The sequence below is a fragment of the Agromyces subbeticus DSM 16689 genome (assembly GCF_000421565.1).
Taxonomy (GTDB): domain Bacteria; phylum Actinomycetota; class Actinomycetes; order Actinomycetales; family Microbacteriaceae; genus Agromyces; species Agromyces subbeticus.
Genome location: NZ_ATXG01000012.1, coordinates 71,046 through 95,819, shown reverse-complemented (window position 1 = coordinate 95,819; position 24,774 = coordinate 71,046). Strand labels below are relative to the sequence as shown.

Annotated in this window: 17 protein-coding genes; 14 read left to right on the top strand and 3 right to left on the bottom strand. The window is 67.9% G+C overall.

Annotated elements, in window-relative coordinates:
* Nucleotides 1-15: 15 nt before the first annotated feature.
* Entirely contained in the window at nt 16-870 is an 855-nt protein-coding gene (locus H521_RS0115360) for a spermidine synthase (protein WP_022893911.1), read from the bottom strand.
* A 71-nt stretch (nt 871-941) separates the two neighbouring features.
* Nucleotides 942-1,694 (bottom strand): spermidine synthase, encoded by a 753-nt coding sequence (locus tag H521_RS23715; RefSeq protein WP_022893910.1) that lies wholly within the window; start codon nt 1,692-1,694, stop codon nt 942-944.
* A 317-nt stretch (nt 1,695-2,011) separates the two neighbouring features.
* Between H521_RS23715 and rpoB the strand changes: the two genes are divergently transcribed.
* Nucleotides 2,012-5,503 (top strand): DNA-directed RNA polymerase subunit beta, encoded by a 3,492-nt coding sequence (rpoB, locus tag H521_RS0115350; protein WP_022893909.1) that lies wholly within the window; start codon nt 2,012-2,014, stop codon nt 5,501-5,503.
* Between the two features lie 43 nt (nt 5,504-5,546).
* Nucleotides 5,547-9,443: a DNA-directed RNA polymerase subunit beta' gene (gene rpoC, locus H521_RS0115345; RefSeq protein WP_022893908.1), complete on the top strand. Its 3,897-nt coding sequence runs from the start codon at nt 5,547-5,549 to the stop codon at nt 9,441-9,443.
* 127 nt (nt 9,444-9,570) lie between these two features.
* On the opposite strand, the gene H521_RS0115340 is transcribed toward rpoC, so the two are convergent.
* Nucleotides 9,571-10,539, bottom strand: a complete 969-nt coding sequence (locus H521_RS0115340) for an acetylxylan esterase (protein WP_022893907.1) — start codon at nt 10,537-10,539, stop codon at nt 9,571-9,573.
* Nucleotides 10,540-10,703: 164 nt separating this feature from the next.
* Between H521_RS0115340 and H521_RS0115335 the strand changes: the two genes are divergently transcribed.
* From H521_RS0115335 to H521_RS0115280, 12 genes are all read left to right on the top strand, one after another.
* The gene (locus H521_RS0115335) at nt 10,704-11,447 is read left to right on the top strand and encodes a hypothetical protein (protein WP_022893906.1); all 744 of its coding nucleotides are present in this window, start codon (nt 10,704-10,706) and stop codon (nt 11,445-11,447) included.
* 93 nt (nt 11,448-11,540) lie between these two features.
* Nucleotides 11,541-12,560 carry a hypothetical protein gene (locus tag H521_RS23710; protein WP_022893905.1) on the top strand — a complete coding sequence of 340 codons (1,020 nt, stop codon included), beginning with the start codon at nt 11,541-11,543 and terminating at the stop codon, nt 12,558-12,560.
* A gap of 239 nt (nt 12,561-12,799) precedes the next feature.
* A complete protein-coding gene (locus H521_RS0115325) occupies nt 12,800-14,038 on the top strand; it encodes an RDD family protein (protein WP_022893904.1) in 1,239 nt (412 codons plus the stop codon).
* A gap of 3 nt (nt 14,039-14,041) precedes the next feature.
* On the top strand, nt 14,042-18,541 hold the full coding sequence (locus tag H521_RS0115320) for a type VII secretion EssC family protein (RefSeq protein ID WP_022893903.1): 4,500 nt from the start codon (nt 14,042-14,044) through the stop codon (nt 18,539-18,541).
* A 184-nt stretch (nt 18,542-18,725) separates the two neighbouring features.
* Nucleotides 18,726-19,004: a hypothetical protein gene (locus H521_RS23705; RefSeq protein WP_156891483.1), complete on the top strand. Its 279-nt coding sequence runs from the start codon at nt 18,726-18,728 to the stop codon at nt 19,002-19,004.
* The gene (locus H521_RS0115310) at nt 19,001-20,824 is read left to right on the top strand and encodes an alpha/beta hydrolase (protein ID WP_169513998.1); all 1,824 of its coding nucleotides are present in this window, start codon (nt 19,001-19,003) and stop codon (nt 20,822-20,824) included. Before H521_RS23705 ends, H521_RS0115310 begins: the two co-directional genes overlap by 4 nt.
* 10 nt (nt 20,825-20,834) lie before the next feature.
* Nucleotides 20,835-21,275: a hypothetical protein gene (locus H521_RS0115305; protein ID WP_156891481.1), complete on the top strand. Its 441-nt coding sequence runs from the start codon at nt 20,835-20,837 to the stop codon at nt 21,273-21,275.
* Nucleotides 21,276-21,339: 64 nt separating this feature from the next.
* Nucleotides 21,340-21,774 carry a hypothetical protein gene (locus H521_RS0115300; RefSeq protein ID WP_156891479.1) on the top strand — a complete coding sequence of 145 codons (435 nt, stop codon included), beginning with the start codon at nt 21,340-21,342 and terminating at the stop codon, nt 21,772-21,774.
* A complete protein-coding gene (locus H521_RS0115295) occupies nt 21,771-22,448 on the top strand; it encodes a hypothetical protein (RefSeq protein WP_022893898.1) in 678 nt (225 codons plus the stop codon). The genes H521_RS0115300 and H521_RS0115295 overlap by 4 nt, the downstream gene beginning before the upstream one ends.
* Nucleotides 22,449-22,625: 177 nt before the next feature.
* Nucleotides 22,626-22,913, top strand: a complete 288-nt coding sequence (locus tag H521_RS0115290; RefSeq protein ID WP_022893897.1) for a WXG100 family type VII secretion target — start codon at nt 22,626-22,628, stop codon at nt 22,911-22,913.
* A 160-nt stretch (nt 22,914-23,073) separates the two neighbouring features.
* Nucleotides 23,074-23,379 (top strand): hypothetical protein, encoded by a 306-nt coding sequence (locus tag H521_RS23700; RefSeq protein ID WP_022893896.1) that lies wholly within the window; start codon nt 23,074-23,076, stop codon nt 23,377-23,379.
* Entirely contained in the window at nt 23,376-24,749 is a 1,374-nt protein-coding gene (locus tag H521_RS0115280; protein WP_022893895.1) for a hypothetical protein, read from the top strand. The genes H521_RS23700 and H521_RS0115280 overlap by 4 nt, the downstream gene beginning before the upstream one ends.
* Nucleotides 24,750-24,774: the final 25 nt, after the last annotated feature.

Genomic DNA, 24,774 nt, shown 5'->3' with positions numbered 1-24,774 from the left:
GCGAGCGCTCGCGCCTCAGGGCTTCGAGAGGAACACCGAACGCGCCGGCGGCGGACTCGGCACCGCCGTGGCGTCCGTCACGACGGGCGCGCCGGCGATGAAGCGTCGCAGCTCGTCGCCGTCGACGAGCTTGGCGGGCGCCGGATCGCTCGCGAGCCGGCGCGGCAGGCCGGCGAACGGCAGTTCGTCGTTTGACGCGTACATCACGACGTTGCCGAACCGGCGTCCCTTCAGCATCGAGGTGTCGGCGGCGATCGCGAGGTGCTCGAAGACGTGCGCGAGGGTCGCGGCCTGCGAGCGCGCGAACGCGAGCCCTGCGCCGTCGGCGACGTTGACCGCGACGATGCCGCCGGGCGCGAGCCGCGGCGAGACGAGGCCGTAGAACTCGGCGCTCGTCACGTGCGCGGGCGTGCGCGCGCCCGAGAAGATGTCGACGACGGCGATGTCGACCGCGCCGTCGAGCCCCGGCGGCAGCTTCGCGAGCACCTCGCGAGCGTCGCCGTGGCGCACCCGCACCTGGGCGGTGCGGGGGAGCGGCAGGTGCTCGCGCACGAGTTCGACGAGCTCCGACTCGAGCTCGATCACCTGCTGGCGCGACCCCTGGCGGGTCTCGGCCACATAGCGCGGCAGGGTGAAGGCCCCGCCCCCGAGGTGCACGGCCGTGATCGGCTGCCCCTCGGGGCGCACGAGGTCGATCGCGTGGCCGATGCGCCGCACGTACTCGAAGCCGAGCCAGTCGGGCCGCTCGAGCTCGACGTGCGACTGCGGCGTGCCGTCGACGTAGAGGGTCCACGAGCCCGGCGACTGGCGCGACTCCTCGAGCCGGGCGAGGTGGCCGCTGACGGCGAGGCGACGTTCGAGCTCTGACACGGTTGCCACGCTACCGCGCGCCCGCCGAGCGGCAGCCGTGGCCCGCAGGGCTCAGTGCGCGGCCACCGGGCTCAGCACGCGCCCCAGAGCACGAAGTCGAGCCGCTCGCCCTCGAGCAGCGCAGAGGGGAGCGGGCCCTGCGTGAGCAGCCGCTCGCGCAGCCCGGCCGGCAGGGCTCCCCGGCCCGCGACCAGCACGGCGTTGCCCGCGTCGGCGCCCGAGAGCACCGACGGGTCGCCCGCGACGAGCAGTGTCGCCGCCGGGTCGGCGCGGGCGACCGCTCTCGCCTGGTCGCGCAGCCGGCCGAGTCCCGCGGCGTCGGCCACGTTCACGACGAGCACTCCGCCGAGGGCCGTGAGGCCGAGGCATCCGCTCATGAACGGGACGGTCGCGACGAAGGCCGGCGCCTCGAGCTTTCGGTACACGTCGACGATCACCACGTCGAACGGCCCGGTCAGTTCACCCACGGCGGATGCCGCATCACCGACGACGACCTCGACGAGGGCGCCCGCCGGAAGCGGCAGCCGGGTGAGCACGGCGCCCATCAGCTCGCCGTCGAGCTCGACGACGAGTTGCGGCGAACCAGGCCGGGTGGCCGCGACGTAGCGGGCGAGCGTGAGCGCGCCGCCGCCGAGGTGCAGCACGCGAAGCGGCGCGCCCTGCTCGCCCGCCGAATCGATGACGTGGCCGATGCGGCGCGTGTACTCGAAGAAGAGGCGCGTGGGGTCGACCGGGTCGACGTGCGACTGCGCCGTGCCCTCGACGAGCAGGGTCAGCCCGGTCGCCGAGAACACGTCGGTCTCGAACTCGATGCGCGGCTCCATGACCGCATGGTGTCACGGATGTCGCGGCGCCGGTGAGGTTCGGCACTGGCCTGCGCGTCGGGGATTCCGGCCCGGATCGGCACCCGAAATCGGGTTATACCGGAGAATCGCGGACAAATCAAGAATCGACTGGACACGGCGCGTCTGGCGACATATAGTTAACCTTTGCGCTCCCAGACCCACCACGCCTTCATATTGCGGTCGGCTTTTCGTGCGTGTCGAGATCTCGTCGGTCTCGGCATTCGCATGCGTCTGTGGGGTACCACTCTCCGCTACCGACAGTGAACCGGCCCGACGGGGCCATGGAGGTTACTCACTTGGCTGCTGCGCGCAACGCAACCACGCCCACCCCCAAGAACGGACGCGGTGCAAGCCGTCTCTCGTTCGCCAAGGTCACCGATACCCTCACGGTACCCGACCTGCTCGCTCTTCAGACCGAGAGCTTCGACTGGCTCGTCGGAAACGAGGCGTGGAAGTCACGCCTCGCCGACGGCAAGGCGGCGGGTCGTCAAGACCTGCCCGAGACCACGGGTCTTGAAGAGATCTTCGAAGAGATCTCTCCGATCGAAGACCTCGGCGAGACGATGCAGCTCTCGTTCACCAACCCTGAGCTCGAGCCTCCGAAGTACACGATCGACGAGTGCAAAGAGAAGTCGAAGACTTTCTCTGCACCGCTGTACGTGAACGCGGAGTTCATGAACCACCTCACGGGTGAGATCAAGACGCAGACCGTCTTCATGGGCGACTTCCCGCTGATGACCCCCAAGGGCACCTTCGTGATCAACGGCACCGAGCGTGTCGTCGTGTCGCAGCTCGTGCGTTCGCCGGGCGTCTACTTCGAGCGCACCCCCGAGAAGACCTCCGACAAGGACATCTACTCGGCTCGCGTCATCCCGAGCCGTGGTGCCTGGCTCGAGTTCGAGATCGACAAGCGCGACCAGGTCGGCGTTCGCATCGACCGCAAGCGCAAGCAGTCGGTCACGGTGTTCCTGAAGGCCCTCGGCCTGACCTCCGAAGAGATCCTCGAGGAGTTCGCCGGGTACGAGTCCATCGCCCTCACCCTCGAGAAGGACAACATCCTCACGAAGGAAGAGGCGCTCAAGGACATCTACCGCAAGCTGCGCCCGGGCGAGCAGGTCGCCGCCGAAGCCGCGCGTGCGCTGCTCGACAACTTCTACTTCAACTCGAAGCGCTACGACCTCGCGAAGGTCGGCCGGTACAAGATCAACAACAAGCTCGGCCTCGAGGCTCCCCTCACCGACTCGGTGCTGACGGTGCAGGACATCGTCGCCACGATCAAGTACCTCGTCGCGCTGCACGACGAGCGCACGACCCTGCCCGGCCGCCGCGCCGGCAAGGCCGTCGAACTGCGCCTCGACGTCGACGACATCGACAACTTCGGCAACCGTCGCATCCGCGCGGTCGGCGAGCTCATCCAGAACCAGGTGCGCACCGGCCTCAGCCGCATGGAGCGCGTCGTGCGTGAGCGCATGACGACGCAGGACATCGAGGCGATCACCCCGCAGACCCTGATCAACGTGCGACCCGTCGTCGCCGCGATCAAGGAGTTCTTCGGCACCTCGCAGCTGTCGCAGTTCATGGACCAGAACAACCCGCTCGCGGGCCTGACCCACAAGCGTCGCCTCTCGGCCCTCGGCCCCGGCGGTCTCTCGCGAGACCGCGCCGGCGTCGAGGTGCGAGACGTGCACCCGTCGCACTACGGCCGCATGTGCCCGATCGAGACCCCTGAAGGCCCGAACATCGGCCTCATCGGCTCGCTCGCATCGTTCGCGCGCATCAACTCGTTCGGCTTCATCGAGACGCCCTACCGCAAGGTCGTCGGCGGCAAGGTCACCGAGCAGATCGACTACCTCACCGCCATGGAAGAAGAAGAGCACATCGTCGCGCAGGCCAACGCCCCGCTGACGAAAGACGCCCACTTCGCCGAAGAGCGCGTGCTCGCCCGCAAGAAGGGCGGCGAGGTCGACCTGTTCCCGGCCGACGCGATCGGCTACATGGACGTCTCGCCGCGCCAGATGGTGTCGGTGGGTACCTCCCTCATCCCGTTCCTCGAGCACGACGATGCGAACCGCGCCCTCATGGGTGCGAACATGCAGCGCCAGGCCGTGCCGCTGCTGCGCAGCGACTCGCCGTTCGTCGGAACCGGCATGGAGGGCTACGCCGCGATCGACGCCGGTGACGTGATCACCGCCGACAAGGCGGGCGTCGTCGCCGAGGTCTCGGCCGACTCGGTCACCGTGCAGCTCGATGAGGGCGGCACGCAGACCTACTTCCTGCGCAAGTTCGACCGCTCCAACCAGGGCACGAGCTACAACAACCGCGTGGTCGTGAACGCGGGCGACCGCGTCGAGGCCGGCGAGGTCGTCGCCGACGGTCCTGCGACCGACAACGGCGAGCTCGCGCTCGGCAAGAACCTGCTCGTCGCGTTCATGCCGTGGGAGGGTCACAACTTCGAAGACGCGATCATCCTCAGCCAGAACCTCGTGAAAGACGACGTGCTCAGCTCGATCCACATCGAGGAGTACGAGGTCGACGCGCGCGACACGAAGCTCGGCAAAGAGGAGATCACCCGTGACCTCCCGAACGTCAGCCCCGATCTCCTCGCCGACCTCGACGAGCGCGGCATCATCCGCATCGGCGCAGAGGTTCGCCCCGGCGACATCCTCGTCGGCAAGGTCACGCCGAAGGGCGAGACCGAGCTGTCGGCCGAGGAGCGCCTGCTGCGTGCCATCTTCAACGAGAAGAGCCGCGAGGTTCGCGACACGTCGCTGAAGGTGCCCCACGGTGAGCGCGGCACGATCATCGCCGTCAAGGTGTTCGACTCGCAAGACGGCGACGACGAGCTCGGCTCGGGCGTCAACCAGCGCGTGGTCGTCTACATCGCCCAGAAGCGCAAGATCACCGAGGGCGACAAGCTCGCCGGCCGTCACGGCAACAAGGGCGTCATCTCGAAGATCCTCCCGGTCGAAGACATGCCGTTCCTCGCTGACGGCACGCCGGTCGACGTCATCCTGAACCCGCTCGGCATCCCCGGTCGCATGAACTTCGGCCAGGTGCTCGAGACCCACCTCGGGTGGGTCGCCAAGCAGGGCTGGAAGGTCGACGGCAGCCCGGTGTGGGCCAAGAAGCTTCCGAAGGAAGCCCACGAGGCCGCGCCCGGCACCAAGGTCGCGACCCCGGTGTTCGACGGCGCCCTCGAGGAGGAGATCGCGGGTCTGCTCGACTCGACGCTCCCCAACCGCGACGGCGAGCGACTCATCGACTCGACGGGCAAGACGCAGCTCCTCGACGGCCGTTCCGGCGAGCCGTTCCCGTACCCGGTCTCGGTCGGCTACATGTACATCCTGAAGCTGCACCACCTCGTCGACGACAAGATCCACGCGCGTTCGACGGGTCCGTACTCGATGATCACCCAGCAGCCGCTCGGTGGTAAGGCGCAGTTCGGTGGCCAGCGATTCGGTGAGATGGAGGTCTGGGCGCTCCAGGCCTACGGCGCCGCGTACGCGCTGCAGGAACTCCTCACGATCAAGTCCGACGACATCCTCGGCCGCGTCAAGGTCTACGAGGCGATCGTCAAGGGCGAGAACATCCAGGAGCCCGGCATCCCCGAGTCCTTCAAGGTGCTCATGAAAGAGATGCAGTCGCTCTGCCTGAACGTCGAGGTGCTCTCGGCCGACGGCACCGCGGTCTCCCTCCGCGACACCGATGACGAGGCCTTCCGCGCTGCGGAAGAGCTCGGCATCAATATCTCCGCGCGCTTCGAATCGTCGAACATCGACGAGATCTAAGCCAGGCCAGTAGACGATTCCAGAGACTTTCCAAGGAGAGAAATTGCTCGACGCAACGACTTTTGACGAGCTTCGCATCGGCCTGGCCACCGCAGAGGACATCCGCAAGTGGTCCTACGGTGAGGTCAAGAAGCCCGAAACCATCAACTACCGCACCCTGAAGCCCGAGAAGGATGGTCTGTTCGGCGAACAGATCTTCGGCCCGAGCCGCGACTGGGAGTGCGCCTGCGGCAAGTACAAGCGGGTGCGCTTCAAGGGCATCGTGTGCGAGCGCTGCGGCGTGGAGGTCACCAAGTCCTCCGTGCGCCGCGAGCGCATGGGCCACATCGAGCTCGCAGCCCCGGTCACGCACATCTGGTACTTCAAGGGTGTGCCCAGCCGTCTCGGCTACCTGCTCGACATGGCGCCGAAAGACCTCGAGAAGGTCATCTACTTCGCCGCCTACATGGTCATCGACGTCGACGACGAGGGTCGTCACGCCGACATGCCCGGCCTCGAGAACGAGCTCCGGCTCGAGATCAAGACCATCGGCGACCAGCGCGACGCTCGCATCGCGACGCTGATGGCTCGCAAGGAGGAGGAGCTCGCCGCACTCGAGGCGGAGGGCGCCAAGAGCGACCAGAAGAAGCGCGCAGAGGCCGCGGCCGACAAGGAGATGACGCAGGTCCGCAAGTCGGGAGACGAGCAGATCGCGCACCTCGAGCGTGTGTGGGAGGACTTCCGCACCCTCAAGGTCGGCGACCTGAAGCCCGAAGACTCCGTCTTCCACGAGCTGCAGGACCGCTTCGGCATGTACTTCGACGCCTACATGGGCGCCGAGGCCATCAAGAAGCGCCTCCTGGCCTTCGACCTGGCCGCCGAGGCCGACGACCTGCGCCTGCAGATCTCCGAGGGCAAGGGCCAGAAGAAGATCCGCGCGATCAAGCGCCTGCGCGTCGTCAGCTCCTTCCTGCAGACCGGCAACTCGCCGGCTGCGATGGTGCTCGACGTCGTGCCGGTGATCCCGCCCGAGCTTCGCCCGATGGTGCAGCTCGACGGTGGCCGCTTCGCGACCTCCGACCTCAACGACCTCTACCGTCGTGTGATCAACCGCAACAACCGTCTTCGTCGTCTGCTCGACCTCGGTGCTCCCGAGATCATCGTCAACAACGAGAAGCGGATGCTGCAGGAGGCCGTCGACGCACTGTTCGACAACGGTCGCCGCGGTCGCCCCGTCACCGGTACCGGCAACCGCGCCCTCAAGTCCCTGAGCGACATGCTCAAGGGCAAGCAGGGTCGCTTCCGCCAGAACCTGCTCGGCAAGCGCGTCGACTACTCGGGCCGTTCGGTCATCGTGGTCGGCCCGCAGCTGAAGCTGCACCAGTGCGGTCTGCCCAAGCAGATGGCGCTCGAGCTCTTCAAGCCGTTCGTGATCAAGCGCCTGATCGACCTGAGCCACGCTCAGAACATCAAGGCCGCCAAGCGCATGGTCGAGCGTTCGCGCCCGCAGGTCTGGGACGTGCTCGAAGAGATCATCCGTGAGCGCCCGGTTCTCTTGAACCGTGCACCCACGCTGCACCGTCTCGGCATCCAGGCCTTCGAACCGCAGCTCGTCGAGGGCAAGGCGATCCAGCTCCACCCCCTCGTGTGTGCTGCGTTCAACGCCGACTTCGACGGCGACCAGATGGCCGTGCACCTTCCCCTCTCGGTGGAGGCGCAGGCCGAGGCCCGCATCCTGATGCTCGCCTCGAACAACATCCTGAAGCCGTCCGACGGCCGCCCGGTGACCCTGCCCACGCAGGACATGATCATCGGCCTGCACCACCTGACGACCGGCAAGCCCGGCGCCGCAGGTGAGGGCCGCGCGTTCTCGTCGATCGCCGAGGCCATCCTCGCGTTCGACCAGAACCGTCCGGGCGAGCTCGCGCTCGACCTGGGTGCCACGGTGAAGATCCGCCTCGAGGGGCTGCACTTCGCCGAGGGCGAGACCCTCGAGAACTTCGTTCCCGGCAAGCCGTACCTGCTCGAGACGACCCTCGGCCGCGCCCTCTTCAACGAGGCGCTGCCGGTCGACTACCCCTACGTGAACGCGCAGGCGGGCAAGACGCAGATCTCGGAGATCGTCAACGACCTCGCCGAGCGCTACCCGAAGACCGAGGTCGCAGCTACCCTCGACCGCATCAAGGACGCCGGCTTCAAGTGGGCGACCCGTTCGGGCGTGACCGTTGCACTCTCCGACATCCTGACGCCGCCCAACAAGGCGGAGATCGTCGGGCGTTACGAGAAGCAGGCCGCCAAGGTCCAGGGCCAGTTCGAGAAGGGTCTCACGACCGACCTCGAGCGTCGCCAGGAGCTCATCCAGATCTGGACCAAGGCGACCGACGAGGTCGCCAAGGCCATGCAGGAGAACTTCCCGACCGACAACACCATCAACCGCATGGTGACGTCGGGTGCTCGTGGTAACTGGCTGCAGGTGCGCAACATCGCCGGCATGCGAGGCCTCGTGAACAACCCGAAGGGTGAGATCATCCCTCGCCCGATCATCTCGAGCTACCGCGAGGGCCTCTCGGTCGCCGAGTACTTCATCGCGACGCACGGTGCCCGCAAGGGTCTGGCCGACACGGCCCTCCGTACCGCCGACTCGGGTTACCTCACGCGTCGTCTCGTCGACGTCTCGCAAGATGTGATCATCCGCGAAGACGACTGCGGCACGACCAAGGGCCTCGAGCTGCCGATCGCGACGACGGATGCTTCGGGGGCGCTCGTGCGCGACCCGAACGTCGAGAACGCGGTCTACGCCCGCAGCCTCGCCGCCGACGCGGTCAACGCCAAGGGCGAGGTCGTTGCCGATGCCGGTTCCGACGTGGGCGACGTGCTCATCAACGAGCTCATCGCCGCGAACGTCGAGTCGATCAAGGTGCGCTCCGTGCTCACCTGCGAGTCGGCCGTCGGTGTCTGCGCGAAGTGCTACGGCCGTTCGCTCGCGACCGGCAAGCTCGTCGACATCGGCGAGGCCGTCGGCATCATCGCGGCCCAGTCGATCGGTGAGCCCGGCACGCAGCTCACGATGCGTACCTTCCACACCGGTGGTTCGGCCTCGGCCGACGACATCACGCAGGGTCTGCCCCGCGTGCAGGAGCTCTTCGAGGCTCGTACCCCCAAGGGTGCGTCGCCCATCGTCGAGGCCCCGGGTCGCATCACGATCGACGAGACCGACAAGCAGCGCAAGGTCATCCTCACGCCCGACAACGGCGACGAGCCGATCGCGTACAACGTGCTCAAGCGTTCGACCCTCCTGGTCGAAGACGGCCAGCACGTCGAGCTCGGTCAGCAGCTGATCGTCGGCACCGTCGACCCGAAGGAAGTCCTGCGGGTCAAGGGTGTTCGCGAAGTGCAGAAGCACCTCGTGAACGGCGTCCAGGACGTCTACCGTTCGCAGGGCGTGCCGATCCACGACAAGCACATCGAGGTCATCGTGCGCCAGATGCTGCGCAAGGTCACGGTCGTCGACCACGGCGACACCGACCTGCTGCCCGGTGAGCTCGTCGACCGCCTGAAGTACAACGGCATCAACCGCGCAACGCTGACCGAGGGCAAGAAGACCGCCTCGGCCCGCCAGGAGGTCATGGGTATCACCAAGGCCTCGCTCGCGACCGAGTCGTGGCTGTCGGCCGCGTCCTTCCAGGAGACGACCCGCGTGCTCACGCAGGCCGCCATGGAGGGCAAGTCCGACCCGCTCGTCGGGCTCAAGGAGAACGTCATCATCGGCAAGCTCATCCCCGCCGGCACCGGACTGCAGAGGTACCGGAACGTCGCGGTCGAGGCGACTGAGGAGGCGAAGGCGGAGCGGTACCCGAACCGCATCTTCACCGACGACGCCGCCTTCACCGAGGGCGACCTGAGCTTCGTCGACTTCGACGCATTCTCGAGCGACGACTTCACCCCCGGCAACTACAGCTAGTCAGCCGATACGACGACAGGGCCCCGGAGCGATCCGGGGCCCTGTTTCGTGTCTGGGGAGTTGCGGCATTCGCGCACCTGACGAGCGAGCGGATGCCGCGGCATCCGCTCGCTCGAATGCGCTGCCCTCAGTTCATGCGTGCCGAGAGCCACTCGGCTTGGCGTTGCCAGTGCACGCCCTGTCCGCCCTCGTGCTCGTTGAATTCGTACTCGACGATGTCGGCGTCGCCGGCGTAGTGGTTGCGGGCGGCGTACACGGTCGACGGCGGGCAGACCGGGTCCATGCCGGCGACCGAGAAGAGGGCCGGCGCGCTCGCACGCTTGGCGAAGTTCACGCCGTCGAAGTACGAGAGGGTGCGGAACGCCGACTCGGCCGCGCCCCGGTGCACCGCGAGGAACCGCACGATCTCGTTGTAGGGATCGCGATCGGTCAGGCCCACGGCCCGCTCGAAGTGGCAGAGGAACGGTACGTCGGGCATGACCCCGACGAGTCCCTCCGACAGGCCGGCGGCGGCGATGGCGATGCCGCCGCCCTGACTGCCGCCGCAGACGGCGACGCGGGTCTCATCGACCTGCTCGAGCGAACGAACCGCGTCGACGGCGAGCACCGCGTCGGTGAACACTCGACGGTAGTAGTACTCGACCGGGTCGTGGATGCCGCGGGTCATGAAGCCGGGGGCCGACGGTCCGGTGCCGTGCGGGTCGGGGGTGCCGCCGCCCGTACCCCACGCGCCGCCCTGGCCCCTCGTGTCCATGAAGAAGTGCGCGTAGCCCGACCCCGCCCACGCGAGCCGCTCGTGCGGCAGGCCGCGGCCACCGCCGTAGCCGTTGAATTCGACGACTGCCGGCAGGGGACCGATAGCGCCGTCGGGCAGCACGAGCCAGCCGAGCACCGGGTCGCCGCCGTAGCCTGCGAACGTCACGTCGTAGACCTCGAAGGAGCTGAGCGGCGACGGCACACGGGTCAAGGTCGGAGCCGAAGCCAGGCGACGGGACTCGGCGAGGGTCGATGCCCAGAACTCGTCGAAGTCGGCGGGCTCGGACACCGCCGGCCGGTAGTCGCGGAGCTCGGCGAACGGGCGGTCGAAGCGGGGCACGGGTCCTCCGGTCAGGGGTTCGGTGATCGACGACAGCGTAGCGCGGGCCGCGATTCGGGCTGGTGACCGTGACACGTATGACGGTCAGCCGATACGCTCACCCGAAACCCGAAACTCGATGCCCCACCCCGAAACCCGATGCCCGCCCGACCGGAGGACTCGCGATGACCGAGCAGGACCCGTTGCACCCTCGCCCGGCGTCCGCTGCTGTTGCTGACACGGTGGCGTCCGAAGCCGGCGGAGCGCGGCGTCCGCTCGCGCGCCGCCCGCAATTCTGGTTCCTCGTGGCTGCGGCGGCACTGCTCATCGTCGTGGCGATGCTCGTCGGCACCGTGATCGGCGGTACGACGGGAGGGGGCGCAGCGTTGCCCTCGTCGACCGACTCGGCTGGCGCTGTCACCACCCCACCCGGTTCGACGCCGTCAACGACTCCCATCGCGACCGAGGTCGCGCACGGGATTCCGACGGAGTGCGCCGAGCTCTACACCCGTGACTGGTCGAGCGACTTCGCACCGCTCGTGCTGAACCCCGCATGGACCCTCGAACCCGGCAGCGGGGTGCGCCTCGGATCGACCGACGACACCGCTGTCGAGTTGCTCGAGGCGAACGCCGCCGTCACGTGTACGTGGGCGAGTCCGGCCGGCGGATCCGACCGCGGGCTCACGACGAATGCGGCGACCGTCTCCGAGGCGGAGCGCGCTGCGATGCTCGCGCACTTCGGCGAGAAGGGGTACGTCTGTTACGAAGAGCTCGAGGGAACGCGCTGCGTGATCGAGACGGCACCGAGTCCCGACGGCCAGTCAGGCGAGTCGCACTTCTTCCGCGACGACGTCTGGATCGCGACGCACTGGGTGAACGCCGGCCCCGACGGCTACACGCACGACATCGTGGCGGCGATCTTCGACTGAGCGAAGCGCCGCGTGCGCTCCCGGATTCCGGGGCCGGGCGTTGCTACAGTGGGCCAACCGCGGGTACGAGGGGTGCCCGGAAGGAGCGCGATCATGAGCAGCACGACTCCCGGAAACGACCCGGAAGGCCGCGACGAGCACACCGACCCGGTCGACGACCGAGCCGACGCCGACGAGGCCGCAGCAACGCCCGACGACACCGATACCGGCGTCGCGGCAGATGCCGGCCGTTCTGAGCCCGTCGGCGATGACGGCGCCACCCCGACTGCTGCCGAGCCCGTCGAGCCCGTCGTGCCCGATGAGGGAAGCGACGACCTCGCCGTGACCTCGCGCCTCGACGAGGCCGTCGAGCGAGCCAACGCGCACGCGCCGGAGGCCGAGACGAACGGCATCGACGATGCGGATTCCGCGCCCGAGCCCGTGCCCGCCGACGCCGTGCGCCGCGAGACCTATGTGCCGGCCGCCACCGTCGCGACCGGCACTGCCGCAGGAGCGGCCACCCTCGCCGACGACCGCCCCGAGCCCGTCTTCGGTGCACAGCCATCCGGGCCGCAGACGATCTACGTGCAGGCGCCGACCCCGCCGAAGCTGAAGGGCAACCGCGGCTTCGGCATCCTCGTCGCCCTCATCGGCACTGTGGTGTTCGGTCTGCTCTACGGCGGAATCTCCTACTTGCTCTACCTCGGCTACGGGGCGCCGGCCGGCGAAGCGGTCGGCATCGTCGACTTCCTGGTGCGCCCCATCTACTGGGTCCCGGTCGTCGCCTTCTTCCTCGGCTTCACACTGCTCGCGGCGATCATCAACCGCGGCCCGTGGTGGACCTATGCGGTCTTCGGGCTGTTCGTGGGCGTGCTGGTCTACTTCGCCTACATCGGCGGCTCACTGCTCGCCGTCGAGGCCTGGACCCTCACCCTCGAGCAGGCGAACGACTTCATCGCCGAGCGCTGGCTCGACCCCTACGCGATCGTCGCGGCCGTCGTCGCCCGAGAGATCCCGATCTGGTTCGGCGGCTGGATCGCCGCCCGTGGCCGCGCGGTCACCGAGCGCAACCGGCTCGCGCTCGAGGCGTACGACCGCGAGCTCGCGGCGGGGCCGCAGGTCCAGCGCTACTGAACTCGGTCACCTTCGGTACCGAACCGGGCGAGTTCGGTACCGCAGCCGTGGGGATGGCCGTCCTCAGTCTCCCCTCCGTGCGAGTCGCACGGCCGACGTCGCCGTGTCGGCCTTGGCCATCGGGCGGTGGTGCGACTCGTTAGTGTGGTGCGGGGGATGGTGACCCCTCCCCATCGACACGACGAGCCCCGTCGTGTGGAATGGCAGGCCATGCGGCGTGCCGCGGATGAGGAGTAGAGGTGAGCATCACACTCGACGTCGAGCGGGAACCCGTGCCGGGGCTCGACCCCAGTGGGCGGCCCGACCCGGCGTATGCCGAACGACTCGGCCTCGTGCCGGCGCCTCGTGGCCGTCGTTCGGCCGCATTCGCGCTCGATGCGCTCATCTGGCTGGTGCTCGCGGCGCCGGGCGCGGTGGGCGTCGCCCAGCTGGCCGGCGGCGTCATCTCCGCAACCGGGGATGTCGCAGCGGTGTTCACAGCCGACATGACGCTGCCGCTGGTGCTGACCGCCGTCAGTCAAGGGGCGTTGTTCGTGTTCGGGCTGGTGCAGATCATCCTGCACGGGCGCATGTCGATGACGATCGGCAAGGCCGCCTTCGGCATCAGGTCCGTCGGTGTGGCGGAATTCGGCGCTCCCGGATTCTGGCGGATCGTGCTGCGCACGCTCGTGCTCTGGGCGTCCCAGGTGCTCATACCCGTGATCGGCCCGGCCGTGTTGTTCGCGTCGTCGACGTGGGACCCCGAGGCCCGGGGTCGGAGCTGGCTCGACCGCATCGGCCGCTGCTTCGCCATCGACATCCGGTCCGGCCTCAACCCGCTCGATCCGAGGGCGCTGCGGCATGCCCGGCGGGCGATGGACGCTCCCGTCTCCGAGGCGCTCCCGACGCTGCCGTCGCTTGCGAGCGGGCAGACCCAGGTCGAGTCACTGTTCATTCCAGCCACGCGCTCGAGTTCCGGAGTCGTGTCGGCGGCACCGACCGAGGCGGTGGAGTGGACGCCGCCGGCGCTCGGTCCGGCGCAACCGACGAACCCGCCTGCCTCACCGGCCCCTGCTGCTCAGATACTGCCGACGGCACCCCATGCCCAGGTGGGGTCGCCTGCTCCGCCGGCGCCGTCGCATCCTGCACGACCGGTCGGCGGCGCATTCGTGCTGATCTTCGACGACGGCACTCGCCTGCCGGCGTCGGCCTTCGGGCTCTTCGGGCGGGCCCCGGTGCCGGCTGCCGGTGAACCCGCCGACCAGCTGATCCCGCTCGACGACCCGACCATGCGCATCTCGAAGACCCACGCCGCCTTCGGCGCCGATGCCGCGGGGTTCTGGGTCATCGATCGCGATTCGCGCAATGGCACCGCGGTCTCACCCATCGGCGGTCGGCCGCAGCTCATCGAACCGGGTGTGCGCACACCGGTGCCGGCAGGCTCGAGAGTGACCCTCGGTGGGCGCAGTTTCATCGTGACCGAAGAACCCGGAAGGTAAGGGATGAAGCTCAAACTCGGACTCCGAAGGCAAGCCGGAGCCCCGGTCGACATCGTGGTCACGGCGGACTCGACGGCCACCGTCGCCGATATCGCGAGAACCATCGCCGACAACGACCCGATGTCCGCGAGCATGTCGAGAGCGCCCGGCGTCGGGCTGACCCTCGCGGTGGCGCCGCCGACCTCGAGCGAGCCCGTCGTGCTCGCACCCGAGCTGCTCATCGGCGATGCGCCGATCGGTTCGGGATTCAACGCCGCGGTCGTCGCGCAGACGAGCGGCGGGCCAGCCGGTCGCTCGGGCGAGACGGCCGCAGCCGTGCTGCGAGTGCTGAACGGTCCGGAGGCCGGGCGTGAGATTCCGCTGCCGAGGGGCCACAGCACGATCGGCCGCGCGGCCGGGGTCGACATCGTCCTCGCGGATGCATTGGTATCGAAGCGGCACGCCCGCGTCGAGATCGACCAGGGCATCGAGCTCGTCGACTTGAACTCGGCGAACGGTCTCGTCGTCGACGGCGGACTCGTGCAGCGGGTGCGCGTGATGCCCGGCCAGGTCATCACGATCGGTGATACCGAGGTGTCGTTCTCGATGGTGGCAGGCGCCGACGAGGCCGAGGCCGACACGGTGCTCGAGCGCGGCGGCGCGCTCATGTTCAACCGGTCTCCGCGTGTCGAGCAACGATATCCCGGCACCGAGCACCGTCACCCCGTCGTGCCCTCCGAGGCAGAGCCGCGAATGTTCCCGTGGCCGATGGTGGCCGCGCCCGTGATGCTCGGGTTCGCGATGTTCGCCTTCACCCAGCGGCCGAGCTCCTTGCTCATCATCGCGATGTCGCCGCTCATGATGCTCGGCAACTTCATCGGCCAGCGCACACAGCAGGGAAAGAAGCTCCGACTCGAGATCGACACGTTCGAGACGCAGATCGAAGACCTCGAAGACCGACTCGCGCGCGAGACCGTCGTCGAGCGCAACCGTCGTCACGAAGAGGCGCCGGCGGTGGCGACCATCTACGAGCAGGCGATGAGACTCGGCCCGTACCTGTGGACGCGACGCCCCGAGCACTGGAACTTCCTCTCGCTGCGACTCGGCGTGGGGCGCGCGAAGAGCCGCAACACGATTCAGGAGACCAGCGAGCTGAAGGGCATCGCCCGCTACGCGCGGCAGGTCGACAAGCTCCGCGAGCGTCATGCCTTCATCGACGACGTGCCGCTGATCGAGATGCTCCCGAGTTCGGGGGCGATCGGCATCGCCGGTCCCCGCCACCTGGCTGCCGACGTGCTGCGCGGCCTCGGCGTGCAGCTGTTCGGGCTGCATGCCCCGAACGAGATCGTCACCGCTGCGATCGTCGACCCGGCCTGGGCTCGCGAGATCGAGTGGATGAAGTGGCTGCCCCATACGACGAGCCCGAAGTCGCCCTTCGCCGAGCTCGCCCTCGCCGACAGCCAGTCGGCGGGTACTGCGCTCCTCAACGGCCTCGAAGAGGCCATCCTCGAGCGACTCTCTGGCACGCCGAGCCGGCGCGGCCCGCTCAGCGAACCAGACACGACGCTCGCCCTCGGCGCCCGCGTCGGCGACGTCTCCGATTCCCCGGGGAAGCTCGAGGGCGACATCGCGCTCGTGCTCATCGCCTCCAACGACGCTCCGGTCGACCGCCCGCGCCTTACCCAGGTGATCGAGCGCGGCGCCGATGCCGGCATCTACACGATCTTCCTCGCGCCCACGGTCGAGTCGCTGCCCGCCGCCTGTCGAACCTTCATCGATGCCACCGACGGGCTCGACAAGGCTCGCGTGGGCTACGTGCGGGCCGGTGAGGACTACCAGACCGTCACGGTCGAAGGCGTCTCGAACCAGTACGCCGAGGTGTTCGCGAAGCGCCTCGCACCGGTGGCCGACTCGAGTTCGGTCGACGCGGACTCCAGCGACTTGCCGCGCAGCGTCTCGCTGCTGAAGCTGCTCGGCACCGATATGGCGAGCCAGCCCTCGACCGCTGTCGAGCGTTGGCGGCAGAACAACTCGATCCTCGACCGGTCGCGCGGCCCTCATCCGAGACTCAAGCGCGCCGGAACGCTGAAGGCGTACATCGGGCAGGCCAGTCCCGACGCGATGTCGCTCGACCTGCGCACGCAGGGTCCGCACGCGCTCGTCGGCGGCACGACCGGATCCGGAAAGTCCGAGTTCCTCCAGGCATGGGTGCTCGGCATGGCGGCCGAGTACAGCCCCGACCGGGTCACCTTCCTCTTCGTCGACTACAAGGGCGGTTCGGCCTTCGCCGACTGCGTCGACCTGCCGCACTGCGTCGGGCTCGTCACCGACCTCAGCCCGCATCTCGTGCGCCGTGCGCTCACGAGCCTGCGCGCCGAACTGCACCACCGCGAGCATCTCTTCAATCGCAAGAAGGCGAAAGACCTGCTCGAACTCGAGAAGCGCCAAGACCCCGAGACGCCACCGGCGCTCGTGCTCGTCATCGACGAGTTCGCGGCCCTCGCCGGCGAGGTGCCCGAATTCGTCGACGGGGTGGTCGACGTCGCGCAGCGAGGCCGCTCGCTCGGCATCCACCTCATCATGGCGACGCAGCGCCCGGCCGGTGTCATCAAGGACAACCTCCGTGCGAACACGAACCTCAGGGTCGCGCTTCGCATGGCGGATGTCTCGGACTCGAACGACGTCGTCGGCGACCCGGTCGCGGGAACCTTCGATCCTTCGATCCCGGGCCGCGGCATCGCCAAGACCGGCCCGGGTCGCCTCGTCCCCTTCCAATCCGGGTACGCAGGTGGCTGGACGAGCGATGCACCGGAATCGGCCCACGCCAAGGTCGCGGAGCTGCGATTCGGTGGAGCGATCGTCTGGGAGGGCGAGTCGGCGGCCGAGTCCGACACCCATGACGACGACCTCGGCCCGAACGACCAGAAACGTCTGGTGAAGAACCTCATCCTGGCGGCGCAGGAGGCTCGCGTTCCAGCACCCAGGCGGCCATGGCTCGACGACCTGGCGACCGCGGTCGATCTGCGCGAGCTTCCGCTCGAGGGCGACTCCCGGATCCCGCTCGGACTCGCCGACATCCCTGAGCGGCAGTTGCAGGAAGCGGTGTACTTCGAGCCCGACACCGAAGGGCACATGCTGGTCTACGGCACGAGCGGCGCGGGCAAGTCGACGGCACTCCGCTCGATCGCGATGGCGGTCGGCGCCGCACCCGAGCGAGGCCGTGCGATCGTCTACGGCATCGACTTCGGCACCGGGTCGCTCCGGTCCATCGAGTCGCTGCCGCACGTCGGCTCCATCGTGTCAGGAGACGACGCCGAACGCGTGCAGCGCATGCTCCGTACCATCCGCTCGATTCTCGATGACCGCTCGAAGCGATTCTCGGCGGTCAATGCCGCGAGCCTCTCCGAATATCGATCGATCACCGGAAGCAACGACGAGGCGCGCATCCTGTTGCTCGTCGACGGGTTCGGCACGTTCAAGCAGGAGTGGGAGACCACATCGGCGCGCGCGCCGTTCTACGCGATCTTCATGCGGCTCCTCGGCGAAGGCCGACCGCTCGGCGTGCACGCGATCGCGAGCGCCGACCGGTACGGCGCGGTGCCGACGGCGGTCAGCGCCAACGTCACCAAGCGCATCATCCTGCGCATGTCCGACGAGGGCGCCTATTCCATCCTCGGAGCCCCGAAAGACGTACTCAACGAGCGCAGCGCCCCCGGCCGCGCGGTCGTCGACGGCTTCGAGACGCAACTCGCCGCAATCGGCGGCACGGCGAACGTCGCCGACCAGACGAGTGCGATGCAGGCCTTCGCCGAGGCGCTCCGGGCACGTGGTGCGATCGAGGCATCCGAGATCGGCGCACTCCCGACCGAACTCGTGACCACCGATCTGCCCGACTCGGTCGACGGCCTGCCGGTGCTCGGCATCTCCGACGACATCCTCGGCCCGAAGGGGTTCGAGCCGATCGGCACCTTCGTGGTCGCCGGGCCGCCGCGCAGTGGCAAGTCGAACGCACTGCGATCGATCATCACGTCGATGCGCCGCTTCGACCCCGAGATCCGGCTGTTCCACTTCGGCGGTCGGCGCTCCGTGCTCAGGGAATTCGCGCCGTGGATGCGCGTCGCCGCGAACATCGAGGACGCCCGGGCGCTCGCGAAGGAACTCGCGGGCATCGTGCCCGACGAGTCGATCCCGGGTCGCATCCTGATCGTCGTGGAGAACGTCGGAGAGTTCGGCGACACCGATGCCGAACGGCCGCTCAAGGAGCTGTTCCAGGCGGTCAACCGCAGCGACCACTTCCTGATCGGAGATGGCGACGTCTCCCAGCTGAGCTCGGGGTACGGACTGATCGGCGAGCTGAAGGCCGGTCGACGGGGGATCGCGCTCCGGCCCGATACCTATGACGGCGACTCGCTGTTCAAGGTGCCGTTCCCGAAGGTGCAGCGTCACGAATACCCCGAGGGTCGAGGCATCTTCGTCGAGAACGGCGCGTTCGTCACCGTGCAGATGCCGCTCGTCGGCGAATGACGGTGAGACATGCAGTGGGCACTCGGCGCTCCAAGGTGGGGAGTTGTGCCCATTGGGCGGTGGTGGCCACGCCAGTAACGTGTGGAGTGCGCAGCGTGTGCGTGGGTCCGCCGAGGCGGGCCGCTTCGTCGAGTGGACTCATCGGTGCGCAGGAGAACTCGCAGCAATAGGGGGAATGGGTGCCATGATCCGACTCGATCTCGCGGCGATCGGTGATGCCGCCGCCGACGCTCGGTCCATCCGGCGGGAGTTCGACGAGTCCGACGACACGTCGCGTCAGGCGGCCGCGGCGTGCGGCCACGCCGGCCTCGCAGGCACCGTCGAACGATTCGCCTCCACCTGGGACGACCGCCGAAGCGGCTTCGCCGAGAATCTCGGAAAGCTCGGTGGGGCACTGCAGGGCATCGAGCAGGCATTCACCGAGCTCGACCGTTCGCTCGCGACATCCGAAAGCGGTGCATGATGGAACCGATTCCCGGCGACCCGGTGGTGCTTCGGCGCACCGGTCAGCGGTACAACGAGACAGCCACGGCGATTCGCGCGGCCGTGTCGAACCTCGAAGAGATCGCGCAACCGGGGGCGATGGTGAGCCTCGCGCTCGATCGCGTGCGCTCCGATGCGTCGCGGCTCGCTCGGGAGATCTCAGGTGCCGAGCGCCGCTACGCCGAGACCGGTGAGGCACTCGTGCAGTTCGCCGCCGCACTCGAAGGCGCTCAGGGCGAGGCGGATCGCGCCATCCGCGATGCCGATGACGCTTCTGCCGACGAGCACGATGCGTCAGCCCGCGAGCGATCGCTGCGGACGCAGCAGCGCGGGCTCGGCGCAGAGGCGACGCCGAGCGAGGCCACCGCGCTCGAGCGCTCGATCCTCGGAGTCTCGGCCGACGCCGACCGGTTCGCCGCAGCCGCGGGTGCGGCGCGTCAGCGGCACGCCGAAGCGGTCGCCGACCGCGACCGCGCCGCGCAGGTCGCCATCGAACGAATCCGCGATGTCGTCGATGGCAGCGATCTGAACGACTCGTTCTGGGACAACCTCTGGGGCGGCATCGGAGAATTCCTCGACGCAGTGGGCGAGGTACTGCTCGCCATCATCGAAGCCGTGATCGCGGTGATCGTCGCTGTCGTGGTCGCGGTGCTCGTCGTCATCGCCGCGGTGCTCGTGCTCGTCGCCGCCATCGTGTTGCTCGGCCTCGCTGTGATCACCTTGCTCGTCGTCGCAGCGATCGCCATCGCCGCCCTCGTCGTGCTGATCCTCGCTGCCGCCGTGCTGGCGTTCATCGCGGTCGCGCTGATCGCCGGCCTGCTCGTGGTCACCGTCGCCCTCGTGCTCGTCGTCACGGCGGCGCTCGCCATGCTCCTGGCGACGGTCGTCTCGCTCGCGGCGCTGATCCTCAGCAGCCCGCTGTTCTGGGCGCTGGTGTTCGCCACCGTGACATTCCTCGGAGTCGTGCTCGCATGGCGCGTCGCGATCGAGATCTTCGCTCCGACCCCAGCGGTCGATGAGTTCGAGCCCGACGAGAACGACCGCGACTCCCTCAACGCCTGGGAGGACGCCAATGCGCAAGACTCGATGGACAGCCTCGACGATTTCATCGCGGCAGAAGGCTTCGCCGACACGATGGGTGGCGAATCGCAGACCGTCGTGGACATCAAGCGCATCGAGGGGGACCCGCCGCGATACGTGGTGACGCTTCCGAGCACCCAGGACTGGCAGGCCGCCGGCGTCTTCTTCGGCGAGGACATGAACGGCGACGGCGCGGTCAACGACCTTGACACGAACATCGTGCTGCGGCTCTTCCCCGAGGTACGAACCCAGTACGAGCGCGCCGTGATGGAGGCGATGCACCAGGCCGGCATCGGGCCGAACGACCCAGTGCTGCTCGTGGGCTTCAGCCAGGGCGGCATCATGGCGGGTCACCTCGCTGCCAATCGATCCGAAGCGTTCAACTTCCAGGGAGTGATCGCCTACGGCGCCCCGATCGACGACATGGCGATTCCGCCCAAGACAGAGGTCGTCTCGCTGCAGCACGAGGGCGATATCGTGCACCAGCTCGATCTCACCTCGCGCCCACCGAACACCGACAGTTGGTCGACGTACTCCGAGGCGGTCCCCGACGGCATGAACCCGACGACCGGTCAGCCCTACTCCGCGCAGCCGCACAACAATGCGGCGTATCAGCAGACGGCTGAAGACCTGCTCACGGCGGACCCGACGATTGATGACGGCTTCGCGGAGTTCTTCGGCGACGTCGTCGGGCAGGAACAGTACGCATTCCATGAGTAAGGTGCAAGACATGTTGAAGCGGTTTCGGGGATTGGTCGTCGGGGGCATGGTGATCTCCGTTGTGCTGACGATGGCGGCGTGTGGGCGGTCGGGAGATGTCGACGAACTCGAACCGGTCAAGCAGGCGGTTCGCGAGTCGTCGTCGGCGTTCGACGAGGTGTTCGTCGAAGAAGGCCTCGACGGCTTCTCCCGCTACCTGTTCGTCGAGATGGGTGTCAGCGATTCGGAGATCACGGCCGATGTGCTCGCCGAGGCGCTGCGCGCGATCGGCAACACCATCCCCGATGGGTTCGAGAGCGCACGCATCATCGTGCGCACGGAGTCTGGAGACCGTCTCGATCTCGAGGAGCCTCTCGCGGCCACTGGCGTCGACGCGGTCTTCATGATCAGCCCGAAGACGGCCAAGATCCCCGCGGAGGCGCTTCGCAGCTTCGGCGGCGACGCTGAATGATCGCGCGCTCGCCTCGATATCGTGTCGAACGAGCAATATGCGTTCAAGGAATGAGATGCACCACATGAAGAAGCGAATCGGCACGATCATCCTGAGTTGCGTTGCGCTCGGCGTACTCGCGGCGACGAGCGGGTGCGCCGCCTCGCCACAGCCGCTCGAGACGGTCGAGGCGGCGGTCGCCGACGTGCCGGCGGGCCTTGACGAGGTGCAGGTCGATGAAGGGAAAGACGGCTTCTCGCGGTATGTCGTCCTCGTGCTGGTCGCGTCGGGCGACGAGCTCCCGGTCGAGAGTGTGACCGAGACGCTCAAGGCGGTCGGCGGTGTGCTGCCCGATGAATACGACAGCGTACGTGTGGCCGCTCGCAATTCGTCAGGCGATCGTCTCGACGTCGACGCCGCGATCGCGGCGAGCGGCTTCGACGGAGCGTTCATGATCAACCCGAAGATGGCCGACATCACAGCGGACGCCATCAGGGCCTTTGCGGACGACGCTGAATGATCGCGCACTCTCGCCTTCGGTTCACGTTGCCCGGCGAGTGGTGGCACGCGCCGATCGACGGTGACGCAGAGGCACGTGCCGTCGAGATCGCGAACTTCGTACGCGAGCAGTACGGTCGTCGCGACGACCTCGCCCAGTTGCGCGCCGATCACCGGTTGCGCCTCGCTCGGGCACTCGAAGCTGCGATCGCACGAGGTGCGACTCAATACCACGTCTCCCTCGCCAACGACGGGGGCGTCGCCTTCGCCTCGACGCTGAGCGAGTACGCGCTTCCGCCGACCTTCGGCGAAGACTCGACCCCAGCGGTGCTCGTCGAGAAGCTCGTCGCGGCCCTGCGCCCTCCTGAGGTCGATGCCGAGCCCTGGCAGGCGTTCGAATCCGGCGGCGGTGTGGCGTTCGCGAAGGGCGACTCCATCGTGCTCCGCCGCATCACCCGTCGAGCAGCGGATGCCTCGGACGAATCCTCCGCCGAGTCGCTGACCGCCGACTACTGGATCACCGTCCCCGGTGCCGCCGAGGTCGTGCTCGCGAGCCTGTCGACCGTGCTGCTGCAGCTCGAGCCGCTGATGCTCGAACTGTTCGATCGCATCATCGAGGCCGCCGAATGGGCCGACGCGCAACCCGCGACCCGTACCATCCGCGATGAGTTGGCGGAGTCCGCCGACCCCGTCTGATCGGCGCTTCCAATTGCGGTCGGTCGGGCCGGGGCGGCGTTTCGATGCGCGATCTCGCAGTGCCTCGAGGTCGAGGGTGGGGAGTTGTACCCATTGGGCGGGGGGTGGGAGTGCGCTTAGTGTGGTGTGCGCAGGGTTCGCCGCGGCGGGCCGTTTCGTTGAATGAAAGGGTTGATCATGGCGGACTTCAAAGCGTCATACGGTGAGATGGAATCGATGGCCGGCCGGCTCGAGGGCGGTCGCGAAGAGATCGGTGACGTGTTGCGTCGTCTGAAGGACGATGTCGACCGTCTGCTCGGTGACGACTTCAAGACGCAGCACGCTTCGGGCAAGTTCGGCGAGGGCTACACCGAGCTGACGACCGGTCTCGAGAAGGCGATCGAGGGCATCAGCGACATGGGTGAGTCGCTGCGCAAGATGATGCAGGCCATCAAGGACACCGACCAGGCACTGGCCGGAAGCTGAACCGACGCAAACACGAGTTGCAGAGGGGGAGAGGCGATCGCCTCTCCCCCTCTTGCGTGTGCGATCGCAGCATGAGCGGCCGGGTGGGGAGTCCTCCCCATCGCGCGGGTTTCGATGGGTCGGTTAGCCTGATCCCTGACCAGTGGAGAGGGGCGTACGGATGGCTGGACCCGACGTCGATCTGAATTTCGACGACCTGAAGACGATGACCGACAATCTCGGAGTCTTCGTCAAGGAGTTCGAAGAGATCGGAGACAAGACCGATGACGTGCAAGACGCCGTTGGGCGCCCGCATGGCAAGTCGCAGTTGCGCGACCGGGTCGGCGATTTCGAATCCGGCTGGGACGGGAACCGTGAGGTCATCCAAGAAGGACTCACGAACATCCACGACCACTTGAAGGCGATCGTCGACGGCTTCACCGAGACGGATCAGAAACTCGCGACGCCGACGGAGGGCACCCCATGACCTACGGCTACGGTGGGGCGAGCCTGACGTCGCCCAAGGGCGTTCCCGCGATGGACCTCGACGGCAACGCCGAGGCCATCGAGAAGGCAGGAAACCACTACATCGACATCGGCGCTCGGATGTCGTCGACCGCTGCGGAGCTGAAGAAGCTCGGCGACGACGAGAAGTACAAGGCCGAGAGCCTCGATAAAGTGCGGGAGTCGGCTCGCGAGCTGCACGGCGACCTGCGAAAGGTCGGCGAACGGTACGAGAAGACCGGCCCGGTGCTCGTGACCTACGCGGCTGCGCTCCGCACCGCGCGCAACACGACGGTCGACCCGCTCGTCGACCAGATCGTCACCGCGCACAACGCCCACCAGCAGGCGCTCGAAGCCAAAGAGAACGCGCAAGACAAGGTCGACGACAACAACACCACGTGGGTCTGGGAGACCGAGGCCACCGACACCCAGAAGAACGAGGCCAGCGCGGCGCTCACCGAGGCGGCCGGCACGGCGAAGACCGCCGGCGAGAGCCTCGACGCCCTCTGGACCTCGTTCGACAGCGGCTTCAGCACGTGGGAGAACGCCTACGACGCCGCGGTGCAGGGCATCGAAGACGCGATCGATGCCTCGGGCATCAACGACACATGGTGGGAAGACCTGCTCGACCAGTTGGCCGACCTGGCGACGATCGTCGCGACCATCGCGGTCATCGCCGCCCTCGTGATCGGCGGGCCGATCTGGCTCGCGATCGCCGCGGTCGCGGGCATCGTGGCGCTCGCCGCTCACTGCATCATGATGGCGTGCGGTTCGAAGCGCGTGTCGTGGACCGACATCGCGCTCGACATCGTCGGCATCGTGCCGTTCCTCGGCGCCTTCGGTAAGGGCCTGAAGGCCGGCCAGGGTGCACTCGGCTCGCTGCGTGGCGCACTCGGTCTCGGTAATGCCACCGGCGGATTCGTCGCCGTCGGCCGTAACGCCATCATCCGTGACCTCAGAACCGTGGTCGGAGCCGGGCGGAATGTGGGCAACCGTGCCGCCCGAGATGCCGCAGCGCCGGGCCTGGCCGACGCGTTCCTCGCGAACCGTGGAACCTGGGCCGGCAACGCATGGAACGCCCTTCGCGGCGGTGGCTCGATCTTCGACGGGCAGGCCTACTCGCTCACCCAGCGCCTGGCATCCGCCTGGCCCGGGGCCGGGAGCCTCCCCGTCGGCGGGCGGGCGGCGACCTGGGCGTCGCAGTACAGTGCCATGCCGTCGCTGGCGGGGCAGGGTGTGAATCTCTGGAACACTGGTTTCGGCGGATACCAGTCCCTGCAGGGCGTCGGTGTTCCGCTGCCCGACATTCCCGACTTCGTCGGAGGGGCGTTCGACATCGTTCGAGGCAAATGAGCGTGCTTCGTCGCACGGGTGAGGG